General features: G+C 63.9%; 10 protein-coding genes and 1 pseudogene. 2 read left to right on the top strand and 9 right to left on the bottom strand.

The window, feature by feature from the left end; translation table 11 throughout:
• The 3 genes and pseudogenes from CFB82_RS02010 to CFB82_RS02000 form a co-directional block, all read right to left on the bottom strand.
• A pseudogene (locus CFB82_RS02010) lies at positions 1–406 on the bottom strand (c-type cytochrome biogenesis protein CcsB); the annotation flags it as partial.
• A gap of 4 nt (positions 407–410) precedes the next feature.
• On the bottom strand, positions 411–2627 hold the full coding sequence (locus CFB82_RS02005; protein ID WP_089483308.1) for a cytochrome c biogenesis protein ResB: 2217 nt from the start codon (positions 2625–2627) through the stop codon (positions 411–413).
• Between the two features lie 203 nt (positions 2628–2830).
• Positions 2831–3484 (bottom strand): c-type cytochrome, encoded by a 654-nt coding sequence (locus CFB82_RS02000; protein WP_069255537.1) that lies wholly within the window; start codon positions 3482–3484, stop codon positions 2831–2833.
• Positions 3485–3698: 214 nt separating this feature from the next.
• Here CFB82_RS02000 and yihA point away from each other — a divergent pair, with 214 nt between their 5' ends.
• Both yihA and hemB read left to right on the top strand, forming a co-directional pair.
• On the top strand, positions 3699–4358 hold the full coding sequence (gene yihA, locus CFB82_RS01995) for a ribosome biogenesis GTP-binding protein YihA/YsxC (RefSeq protein WP_089444802.1): 660 nt from the start codon (positions 3699–3701) through the stop codon (positions 4356–4358).
• 252 nt (positions 4359–4610) lie between these two features.
• Positions 4611–5609, top strand: coding sequence for a porphobilinogen synthase (hemB, locus tag CFB82_RS01990; protein WP_089483307.1), 999 nt, complete (start codon positions 4611–4613; stop codon positions 5607–5609).
• A 154-nt stretch (positions 5610–5763) separates the two neighbouring features.
• Here hemB and dsbD read toward each other — a convergent pair whose 3' ends face one another.
• The 6 genes from dsbD to rpsK all read right to left on the bottom strand — a co-directional run bounded on the left by dsbD (position 5764) and on the right by rpsK (position 10974).
• Positions 5764–7626 carry a protein-disulfide reductase DsbD gene (gene dsbD, locus CFB82_RS01985; protein ID WP_089483306.1) on the bottom strand — a complete coding sequence of 621 codons (1863 nt, stop codon included), beginning with the start codon at positions 7624–7626 and terminating at the stop codon, positions 5764–5766.
• Positions 7619–7945 carry a divalent-cation tolerance protein CutA gene (gene cutA / locus CFB82_RS01980; protein WP_046544764.1) on the bottom strand — a complete coding sequence of 109 codons (327 nt, stop codon included), beginning with the start codon at positions 7943–7945 and terminating at the stop codon, positions 7619–7621. Before cutA ends, dsbD begins: the two co-directional genes overlap by 8 nt.
• A 202-nt stretch (positions 7946–8147) precedes the next feature.
• Entirely contained in the window at positions 8148–8543 is a 396-nt protein-coding gene (rplQ, locus tag CFB82_RS01975; RefSeq protein ID WP_006477175.1) for a 50S ribosomal protein L17, read from the bottom strand.
• 149 nt (positions 8544–8692) lie between these two features.
• Positions 8693–9670, bottom strand: a complete 978-nt coding sequence (locus tag CFB82_RS01970) for a DNA-directed RNA polymerase subunit alpha (protein WP_006477176.1) — start codon at positions 9668–9670, stop codon at positions 8693–8695.
• 124 nt (positions 9671–9794) lie between these two features.
• Positions 9795–10418 carry a 30S ribosomal protein S4 gene (gene rpsD, locus CFB82_RS01965; RefSeq protein WP_021161733.1) on the bottom strand — a complete coding sequence of 208 codons (624 nt, stop codon included), beginning with the start codon at positions 10416–10418 and terminating at the stop codon, positions 9795–9797.
• Between the two features lie 154 nt (positions 10419–10572).
• Entirely contained in the window at positions 10573–10974 is a 402-nt protein-coding gene (gene rpsK, locus CFB82_RS01960) for a 30S ribosomal protein S11 (RefSeq protein WP_004197937.1), read from the bottom strand.
• Positions 10975–10976 lie beyond the last annotated feature (2 nt).

Genomic DNA, 10976 nt, shown 5'->3' with positions numbered 1-10976 from the left:
TCGTCGCGAGCACGAACAGCGCGCTCATCCACAGGATGGCCGACTGGCTCGACAGGAAGTACTTGAGGAAGAACGCCGAATCGGCGCGCGCGAGATCGCCCTGGTAGATCTGGATCGACAGCAGCGCCAGCACGGCGATCGACGCCATCATCAGCCGCGCGGGCTTCCAGCGCCAGCCGAGCGCGATGAGCGCCGGCACGGTGCCGATCATCACCGCCTTGTCGTAATAATCCATGTGCGCGTTGTAGTGCACGAGCGCATAGCCCGCGCCCACCACGAGCGCCAGTGCGAACAGCCAGTCGAGCAGCGACAGGCGCGCGAGGAACGGACGGTCGTCGAACAGCGGCGCCGTAACCGGAGCCTGGGCCGACGCCCGATGGGAAGAGGAAACTTGCGTGAGATCCATGATGTTACCGGGTGGAATTCTCGGAATCGGAACCGCCGCCGGCAGGCGGACGGGCCGTCGATGCCGCACCGGCCGGCGCGGCGTCGCGAGGTGCGGCGTGCAAGGCGGCACCGGCCGCGTCGCGCGTCTGCACGAACTCTTTCTCGAAATCGAAGGTCTTGCGGGCCGTGGACATTGCCATCACCACATCGACGCCCGAACCGGCGTCCTTCAACCAGAACCAGAGGCGCCGCTCGCGCACGTAGAACATCGAGAAGATGCCGGCGACCAGCAGCAGGCTGCCAAGATACACCAGATTCTTGCCGGGTGCGCGCGTCAACTGAAATACCGAAGCTTGCACCTGCTTGAATGAGTCAAGCTGCAAATAGACCGGCGATCCATACAAAAAGCTGTCGGATAGCGCATTGATCGCGTTCTGCACGAAGCGGATCGTGTCGGTGCCCTGCTGCGCCGCCGGCTCGCCCGCACGCTCGCGCGCGATCTGCCAGACCTCCCACATCGAGCCCTCGAGCATGCGCAGCAGCAGGCTCGCGGCCTTCTCCTGCTCGGCCTTCGGCACCGAGCGGTCGATGAACGTCGCCACGGCCTGGAAGCCGCCGATCGGCTGGCCGTCGGCGCCACGGCCGACGCTGTCGTCGCCCGCCGCAAAAAGGGTCAGCACCTTCAACGCGCTGTCCTGCAGGCGGCTGCGCAGCGATGCGTCGGTGCCCGGCAGCGAACGCTGCGCGAAGCGTGCAGCGGCCTCGGCGCGCGCGGACGGATCCTCGAGCGCGGCACGCAGGTGCATCCATTCGCCGATCGAATCCTGGCTGTCGGCCGGAATCCGCATGTAGCGGAACGGGTCGTTCGGGCTCGCACGCACGCCGGCGAGGAACACGCGCTCGCCCTTCATGTCGACGGGCAGCATGTAGTTGTTGAATTCGCGCGCCTGGCCGTCCTTGCCGCGGATCTTGTACTGCACGGACGGGCCGATGTTGTGGAGCTGCGTCGGCTTCGACGTCTTCGCGCCGGAGCCGAGGCGTTCGTCGAACGCTTCCTTCAGCGAGCTCGTCGTCGCGACACCGCGCACGTCCGGCTTGCCGTTCGCGTCGGCCATGTTCTCGACGTTGATCGCACGGAAATCGGAGAACTCGATCGTGTCGCCGTCGTTGCCCGGCATCTGCAGCGGCGCCGAACTGCCGATCGTCCCCTTCACGGGGAAGGTCTTCGCGTTGCCGCCCGTCATCGGGTAGGCCGTCATCTGCATCTGCGAGCCGCCGTCCTGGAAGCTCGACTGGTAGATCGACACGCCCTTGTACGTGAACGGCTTGTTGACCTCGACGCGCGCCGGGATCTTCTGGCCGGTCTCGCGATCGATCACGACGATGTCGCTCGCGAACAGCTTCGGCATGCCCGTCGTGTAGTAGTCGACGATGAACTTGTTGAGCTGGATCGAGAACGGCAGGTCCTGGATCAGCGAGCCGCTCGGCTGGTTCAGGATGGCGGTCGACACGAACTGCCCCTCGGGCACCCACGCGTAGCCGCGGAACGTCGGGTTCGACGCGGACAGGCGATGGTCGGGCGAGATCTCGCTGATCGTCGCGCTCGTGTTGACCGGGCTCTTACCGAACATCCACATCTGGAATTTGATCGGCAGGTTGCTGTCGAGCAGGCCGCCGATACAGATCACGACGATCGCGAGGTGCGCGGAGATGTAGCCCCACTTGGTCATCGCGCCGCGCTTCGCGGAGATCAGCGTCGCGCCGTCGTTTTCACGCACGATGTGCTTGTAGCCGGCCTTGGTGACGAACGTGGCGAGCGTCGCCGTGACCGCCGCGCGCGTGCCGGACGTCGTGTATTCGGCCTTGTGGTGGAACGCCCGCAGGCTGCCTTCGCGAACCTTGTCCTTCCAGCTCTTCGCATCGGCGAGCATCTTCGGCGCGTTGCGGATCACGCACAGCGAGATCGACACGACGAGGAAGATCAGGATCAGCATGAACCACCACGCGCTGTACACGTTGTACAGGCCGAGCGAGCGGAAGATGTCCGCCCAGAACGGCCCGAACTGGTTCACGTAGTTCGGATACGGATCGTCCTGGGTCAGGACCGTGCCGATGATGCTTGCAATCGACAGCACCACCAGCAGCGCAATCGCGAAGCGCATCGAGCTCAGCAACTCGACCGCGCGCTTCGGCGCACCCTGACCCGACTTCGACTGCAACCCCGACGTGGTAACGCTCATTCAAACTCCGACTCAGGGGAAACAGCCCCCAACGCTCACTTTGATTATTGCCCCGAAGGGGCGGTCAGCACGCTCGGGACGGCCGGCGCGCGCTGACAAAAAAGAAGGGCGAGGCAACCGCAACGATGCGGCGCCCCACCCTTTTCTTGTTCTGACTCCGGCCGCCCTTCGGGCGCCCGGTCATTCCGTTCGCGGCTGACCGCTCAACGCAGGCCCGCGATGTAATCCGCGACGGCCTTGATCTCGTTGTCCGACAGCCGCGTTGCGATCTGATGCATCGCCTCGTTGTTGTTGCGCGCGCCGGCACCCTGCTGGAACGCGGTCAACTGCGCGACCGTGTAATCGGCCCATTGCCCCGACAGACGCGGGTACTGGACCGGGATCCCTTGCCCTGTCGGCCCGTGGCAGCTCGCGCAGGCCGGTACGCCCTTCTCCGCGATGCCGCCGCGATAGATCTTCTGGCCGATCGGCACGGTTGCTGCATCGCGTGCGGTGCCGAGCTTCGTCGTCTGCGACCCGTAGTACGCGGCGACGTTGCGCATGTCGTCCGCGCTCAGCGCGCTCGCGAATCCGACCATCACCGCGTTGTTCCGCACCGGCCCCTTCGCGCCCGGCTGCGTCTTGAAGTCGTTCAACTGCTTGACCAGATATTCGGGATGCTGGCCGGCAAGCTTCGGGAAACTGCCCGATGCGCTATTGCCGTCGGCGCCGTGACACGACGCACACACCTGCCCGGCAATTGCCTTGCCACGGTCGAGATCCGGCTTTGCCGCATCCGCCGCGTTTGCCTCCGCTACGAAACCTACGAACCCTGCTGCAACCTGAAGCACCATCAGAGACTTGCACAGTCGATTCATTCGCACACCCTGTTTCGTCTTGTGGGAATTTGAGGTTCTGCAAAAAACGACGGCGTTCAGTCTACCGCAGAAGCTACATAAAAGCGCGAGGCAGGCGCCCGGTAGCCTTCGGCAAAACCGCCGTATTGTACAATATCGTGTTGAAAGCTCCCGCGCCTATCGGGGCTACCCCGCCTCCACCAAGCGGCTCGCGCCGCCCGTCCTTCCGGTTCCCATGGCCTTTCTGCTCCATCAAGCCCGCTTCTACACGACCGTCAACCATCTGCGCGACCTGCCGCCGACGGTCCAGCCGGAAATCGCGTTCGCGGGCCGCTCGAATGCCGGCAAGTCGACGGCGATCAACGTGCTGTGCAACCAGAAGCGGCTCGCCTTCGCGTCGAAGACGCCCGGCCGCACGCAGCATATCAACTACTTCTCCGTCGGCCCGGCCGCCGAGCCCGTCGCGAACCTCGTCGACCTGCCCGGCTACGGCTACGCGGAAGTGCCCGGCGCCGCCAAGGCGCACTGGGAAATGCTGCTGTCGTCCTACCTCGCGACCCGCTCGCAGCTCTGCGGCCTGATCCTGATGATGGATTCGCGCCGTCCGCTGACCGATCTCGACCGCCGCATGATCGAGTGGTTCGTGCCGACCGGCAAGCCGATCCACACGCTGCTGACGAAGTGCGACAAATTGACGCGGCAGGAAAGCATCAACGCGCTGCGGACCACGCAAAAGGGGCTCGATGCGTATCGTGATCAGGGTGTTCAGGGCAAGCTGACGGTTCAGCTGTTCTCGGCGATGAAGCGCATTGGGCTCGACGAGGCGCACGAATTGATCGAAAGCTGGGTGCGGCCGTCCGTCGCCGACGAAAAAAGCGAGCCTGTAGCACAATGATCGGGCAACGCGCGGCCGGGATCGGCGGCGCGCACCTGACGGCGCCTGCGGTTTCGGCCGGCTCATAAAAAAACCCGCCGTTGAACGGCGGGTCAAACAGCCTAATCGAAAAACGACAGGCACCCGCTCAGGGAGGAGAAGCGGGGAGCTGCACGCGACGCGTGCCGCTCGATCGCTATCATATACCAACGCTCCCGAAAATGACCTAAGGGTTCCGTAAGGTCTTACTGCCCTGATTTCTACCCAATCGCCATGAGCTTCCATCCGCTTCATCGTCCGCGCCGGATGCGCCGCGACGACTTCTCCCGGCGCCTGATGCGCGAAAACCGCCTGACCACCGACGACCTGATCTATCCGGTATTCGTCGTCGAAGGCACCAACCAACGGCAGCCGGTGCCGTCGATGCCCGGCGTCGAACGCGTGTCGGTCGATCTGTTGATGCACGTTGCCGAGCAGTGCGTCGAACTGGGCGTGCCCGTGCTGTCGCTGTTCCCGGCCATCGAGCCGTCGGTGAAAACGCCCGACGGCCGCGAGGCGGCCAATCCGGAAGGCCTGATCCCGCGCGCGGTGCGCGAGCTGAAGAAGCGCTTCCCCGAACTCGGCGTGCTGACCGACGTCGCACTCGACCCGTACACGAGCCATGGCCAGGATGGCGTGCTCGACGAAAACGGCTACGTGATCAACGACGACACGATCGAGATCCTGATCGACCAGGCGCGCGCGCAGGCGGAAGCCGGCGTCGACATCGTCGCCCCGTCGGACATGATGGACGGGCGCATCGGCGCGATCCGCGAAATGCTGGAAAGCGACGGCCATATCCACACGCGGATCATGGCCTATTCGGCCAAGTTCGCATCGGCGTTCTACGGCCCGTTCCGCGACGCGGTCGGCTCGGCATCCAATCTGGGCAAGGGCAACAAGATGACCTACCAGATGGATCCGGCGAACAGCGACGAAGCGCTGCGCGAAGTGCGCCTGGACATCGACGAAGGCGCCGACATGGTGATGGTCAAGCCCGGCATGCCGTACCTCGACATCGTGCGCCGCGTGAAGGACGAGTTCCGCTTCCCGACCTACGTGTACCAGGTGAGCGGTGAATACGCGATGCTGAAGGCCGCCGCGATGAACGGCTGGCTCGACCACGACAAGGTCGTGCTCGAATCGCTGCTCGCGTTCAAGCGTGCGGGCGCCGACGGCGTGCTCACGTACTTCGCACTCGACGCCGCGCGTCTGCTGAAAGCACAACGCTAAGCGCCTGCCGGCAGGCGGAAAGAAAAACGGCGGGACACTTCGGTGTCCCGCCGTTTTTTGTTTGCTGTCGATCGCGGCCGTATGCCTTGTCGATCGTCAGCTCATGCTGCGCAAGTGCGCCGGTTCGCCACCCGTACGCTCGCGACCCGCATGGTCATACCGTCGGGACCGCAGCCCGGTCGAGACTGCGCAGGAACGTCTCGGCCGCCTGATAGCCGACTACGCGCCCGATCTCGTTGCCGCTTCTATCGAAGAAGATGATGCCCGGCGGCCCGAACAGGTTGAAACGCTTCAGCAGCGCCTGGTCGTCCGGGTTGTTCGCGGTGACATCCGCGCGCACGAGATGAAGCTGCGCGAGCCGCGCCTGCACGCGCGCGTCGGTAAACGTCAGATGCTCCATTTCCTTGCAGCTCACGCACCAGTCGGCGTAGAAGTCGAGCATCACGGGTTGGCCCGAGGTCTTCAGCAGCGTGTCGAGTTCGCCACTCGAGCGCACCGATGCGAACGCGGGCCCATCTTGCGCGGCGGCGGCTGCGCCTGCCGCCGTCGTGCCGCCCGACGCAACCGTGCGTGCCGCCAGCACCGCCAGCGGCTTGACCGGATCGGTCGATCCCGCGGCCAGGCCGACGAGCAGCGTGGCCGCCCAGATCGCGAGCGCAGCGCCCACGCCACGGCCGAGGCGACGCCAGATGGACGTGGCGCCTGCATTCGGCGTGAACAGCCCGAGTGCCGCGGCCGCGATCAGCAGCCACAACGCAGCGAGCACCATCTTCAGGCCACCGGCCAGCACCGGCCACACGATCCACAGCGCGGCTGCGAGCAGCACGATGCCGAAGAACACCTTCACGCCGTCCATCCATGCGCCGGCGCGCGGCAGTACCGTCCCGGCACCGACGCCGACGACCAGCAGCGGCACGCCCAGCCCCAGCCCCATCGCGAACAGTGCAGCGCCGCCGAGCAGCGCATTGCCCGTGTGCGCGATGAAGGCGAGCACCGCGAACAGCGGCGCTGTCATGCATGCGCCGACGACCAGCGCGGACAACGCGCCCATCGCCGCGACCGCTACGAAATGGCCGCCCTGGCGCGCGCTCGATACTTCCGCAGCGCCGTTCTGCCAGCGCGCGGGCAGCGCAATGTCCTTGCCCGAGATTAGCGAGACGGCAAACGCGGTCAACAGCACGCCGAACGCGCCGAGCACCCACGGGTTCTGCAGCCACGCGCCGAGGCTCTGGCCGACCAGCGCCGCGGCGATGCCGAGCACCGTGTAGACCAGCGCCATGCCGACCACATAGGTCATCGACAGCGCGAAGCCGCGCGCATGCGTCGCGCGCGTACCCTGGCCGATGATGATCGCCGACACGATCGGAATCATCGGATACGAACACGGCAGGAGGCTCAGCACGACGCCCGCGACGAAATACAGCGCGACGATCGTGAAGAAGCCATGCCCTTCGAGCAGCGACTGCGCGAAATCGGCGCTCGTGACCTTGTCGAACCAGCTGCCTGTGGCAGCCGCATCGCCGGACGACGGCGACGACGACGAAGCGGCGCCCAGCGCGGCGCCATCGACCTTCACGACGTGCTCGGCCGGCGGATAGCAGATGCCCTCGTCCGCGCACCCCTGCGACGTCACCGCGAGCTCGAACGGTCCCGACGCCTGCTTGACGGGCACATGCACGACGACTTCGTCACGGTAGGTCTCGACGTTCTTCTGGAACGTCTGGTCGAACTTCACGTGGCCGGCCGGGAATTGCGGATCGCCGAGCGTCGCCTGCCCGCTCTTCACCGCGAACGCGAACCGCTCACGGTACAGGTAATAGCCGTTGGCGACCTTGAAGCGGACGTCCACCTGTCCCGGCGATTCGCTTGCACTGAACTTGAATGCAACCGACGGATCGAGGAAATCGTCGGCCGCGCGCGCGACCGACAGGCCGCCCAGCACGAGCATGAACGACAACAGGACTGCGAGAAATCGCAGCGCGCGCACGCGCACGGGAAGCGCCATACCGTTAAACATGAAATAGACGTTGAGTTTCGCTGGTCACCCACTGGCCGTACGCGGCCGATGCCGTCGTCTGCCACGAGACGATTTCGGGTGTCTCGTAAGGATGATGCGCGAGAATAAATCGCTCCAGTTCGAGCGCCCGCACGGGGCTCGTCTTGAACAGCAACTGGATCTCGTCGGCCGTTTCGACCTTGCCCTGCCAGTGGTAGCGCGACTTGATCGCGCCGAGCTCCGACACGCACGCGGCAAGCCGCGCATCGAGCGCACCGTCTGAAAGCGTCTTGGCGATCTCGGCATCGGGCACCGTCGTCAGCATCAGCACCACTATCATCCGCGTCCTCCTGGCTGGTCTATCGGCTCCCGCCGACGCGAATTGCCCACCTGGGACGCGCGCCGGCTGCCCCGTATCGTAGCGCAGCCCGCGCAACGCTGCCGGCACCGCCCTGCGACAATCGATCGCAGCCGGCGCCGGAAAAACAAAAAGGGCCAAGCAATTGCTCGGCCCCTTTCAGATACTGCTGCGTACCGGAAGCTTACTCAGCTTCTTGCACGTTTTCCGTTTCGTCGACTTCCGGACGATCGAGCAGCTCGACCAGTGCCATCGGTGCGTTGTCGCCCACGCGGAAGCCGAACTTCAGCACGCGCAGGTAGCCGCCCGGACGGTTCGCGAAACGCGGACCGAGCACGTCGAACAGCTTCGCCACCGAGTCACGATCGCGCAGGCGGTTGAACGCCAGGCGACGGTTTGCCAGCGACGGCTTCTTGCCGAGCGTGATCAGCGGCTCGACGACTTTACGGAGTTCCTTCGCCTTCGGCAGCGTCGTCTTGATGACTTCGTGCTCGATCAGCGAGTTGGACATGTTACGGAGCATAGCCAGACGGTGGCTGCTCGTGCGGTTCAGTTTCCGCAGACCATGACGATGGCGCATTTCAGTTTCCTTGATTCAAAGTTTTGATCCAGCTCTTCTATCGCACCTCGATGGGTGCACGGGCCGGTAACGAAAAAAAGCAAGATGCGGATTTTAAAGGAAAATCCGCATCTTTGCCAACTACAGCTATAGCCAGGCTACAACCGGGCTTACTTGTCGAGACCAGCCGGCGGCCAGTTTTCGAGCTTCATGCCCAGCGTGAGACCGCGCGAAGCGAGCACTTCCTTGATCTCGTTGAGCGACTTGCGACCGAGGTTCGGCGTCTTCAGCAGCTCGTTTTCCGTGCGCTGGATCAGGTCGCCGATGTAGTAGATGTTCTCGGCCTTCAGGCAGTTCGCCGAACGAACCGTCAGCTCGAGATCGTCCACCGGACGCAGCAGGATCGGATCGATCTGCGGTGCACGCGACGGCGCTTCGGCTGCCGTTTCCGTGCCTTCCAGCGCCGCGAACACGGACAGCTGGTCGACCAGGATGCGGGCCGATTGACGGATCGCTTCTTCCGGCGTGATCACACCGCTCGTCTCGATGTTCATCACGAGCTTGTCGAGGTCGGTACGCTGCTCGACACGCGCGCTTTCGACAGCGTAGCTCACGCGGCGAACCGGCGAGAACGATGCGTCGAGGACGATGCGGCCGATGATCTTGGCCGTGTCTTCGCCGTAGCGACGAACGTTGCCGGGCACATAGCCGCGACCCTTTTCGATCTTGATCTGAACGTCGAGCTTGCCGCCCTTCGACAGGTGCGCAATCACGTGATTCGGGTTGATGACTTCGCAGTCGTGAGCCAGCTCGATATCGCCGGCCGTGACAACGCCTTCACCTTCCTTGCGCAGCGTAACCGTCACTTCGTCACGGTTATGCAGCTTGAACACCACGCCCTTCAGGTTCAGCAGCAGGTTGACGACGTCTTCCTGCACGCCATCCAGCGTCGAGTACTCGTGCACCACGCCTGCGATCGTCACTTCGGTCGGCGCGTAGCCAACCATCGACGACAGCAGCACGCGGCGAAGCGCATTGCCCAAGGTATGGCCGTAACCGCGTTCGAACGGTTCCATGACCACCCTCGCGTGGTTCTCGCCCAGCGATTCCACGGCGATGATCTTGGGTTTCAGCAAACTGGTTTGCATGGGCTTTCCTTTTCAATACCCTCGGCTCGTTACACCGATAAGGCTGACCGGTAACAACCAGAAAATAAACAGCCGAGGCCCCTCCTTGCGCAACGCAATCGGGGTACCTCGGCCGTCAATCGGATTAACGCGAATACAATTCGACGATCAGGCTTTCGTTGATGTCGCCTGCGATTTCAGCGCGTTCCGGCATTTGCTTGAACGTGCCTTCGAACTTCTTCGCATCGACTGCAACCCAGCTCGGCATGCCGCCTTGCTCGGCCAGCGACAGCGCTTCAACGATACGCGCCTGCTTCTTCGCCTTTTCGCGGATCGCAACGATGTCGCCTGCCTTCACTTGCTGCGACGGGACGTTCGCGACGACGCCGTTCACGGTGATCGACTTGTGGCTCACCAGCTGACGCGCTTCAGCGCGGGTCGAGCCGAAGCCCATGCGATACACGACGTTGTCGAGACGCGACTCGAGCAGTTGCAGCAGGTTTTCACCCGTGTTGCCCTTGCGGCGATCGGCTTCGGCGAAGTAGCGGCGGAACTGACGCTCCAGCACGCCGTAGATACGCTTGACCTTTTGCTTTTCGCGCAGCTGCGTACCGTAGTCGGACGTACGTGCGCCCGAGGTACGGCCGTGCTGACCCGGCTTGCTGTCGAGCTTGCACTTGTCGGCGAGCGAGCGGCGCGCGCTCTTCAGGAACAGGTCGGTGCCTTCACGGCGGGACAGCTTGGCCTTCGGGCCGATATAACGTGCCACTTTGCATTCCTCTATCAATCAGTCACGCAGATCTGAATCCGCGCTAGTTCGCGCCCTTTGGGGCGAACGGTGGGCTTAGTCAATCAAAAAAGCAACGCCCGTCGACGCTGAGCGGCGACAGGCAATGTGCTAGCACGAACGTGCCAGCACACCTTTAGATACGACGACGCTTCGGCGGACGGCAGCCGTTGTGCGGAATCGGGGTGACGTCCGAAATCGCGGTGATCTTGATGCCGAGGCCGTGCAGTGCGCGCACTGCCGACTCACGACCCGGGCCCGGGCCCTTGATCCGCACTTCCAGATTCTTCACGCCGTATTCCATCGCGACGCGGCCAGCCGACTCGGCTGCGACCTGAGCAGCGAACGGCGTCGATTTGCGCGAGCCCTTGAAGCCCTGACCGCCCGACGTCGCCCATGCCAGTGCGTTGCCTTGGCGATCGGTGATCGTGATGATCGTGTTGTTGAACGACGCGTGAACGTGAACCACGCCTTCAGCGACGTTCTTCTTAACCTTCTTGCGAACGCGTTGCGCCGCGGTGTTCGAAGCCTTAGCCATTA

The sequence above is a fragment of the Burkholderia sp. HI2714 genome (genome assembly GCF_002223085.1).
Lineage (GTDB): Bacteria > Pseudomonadota > Gammaproteobacteria > Burkholderiales > Burkholderiaceae > Burkholderia > Burkholderia lata_D.
Note: the sequence above shows the minus strand (reverse complement) of the source record. Positions and strands in the feature narration are given on the sequence as shown.

Coding starts and splice junctions, on each gene's coding strand:
- CFB82_RS02005 (WP_089483308.1), bottom strand. CDS start 2,627: ATGAGCGTTACCACGTCGGGGTTGCAGTCGAAGTCGGGTCAGGGTGCG.
- CFB82_RS02000 (WP_069255537.1), bottom strand. CDS start 3,484: ATGAATCGACTGTGCAAGTCTCTGATGGTGCTTCAGGTTGCAGCAGGG.
- yihA (WP_089444802.1), top strand. CDS start 3,699: ATGGCCTTTCTGCTCCATCAAGCCCGCTTCTACACGACCGTCAACCAT.
- hemB (WP_089483307.1), top strand. CDS start 4,611: ATGAGCTTCCATCCGCTTCATCGTCCGCGCCGGATGCGCCGCGACGAC.
- dsbD (WP_089483306.1), bottom strand. CDS start 7,626: ATGTTTAACGGTATGGCGCTTCCCGTGCGCGTGCGCGCGCTGCGATTT.
- cutA (WP_046544764.1), bottom strand. CDS start 7,945: ATGATAGTGGTGCTGATGCTGACGACGGTGCCCGATGCCGAGATCGCC.
- rplQ (WP_006477175.1), bottom strand. CDS start 8,543: ATGCGCCATCGTCATGGTCTGCGGAAACTGAACCGCACGAGCAGCCAC.
- CFB82_RS01970 (WP_006477176.1), bottom strand. CDS start 9,670: ATGCAAACCAGTTTGCTGAAACCCAAGATCATCGCCGTGGAATCGCTG.
- rpsK (WP_004197937.1), bottom strand. CDS start 10,974: ATGGCTAAGGCTTCGAACACCGCGGCGCAACGCGTTCGCAAGAAGGTT.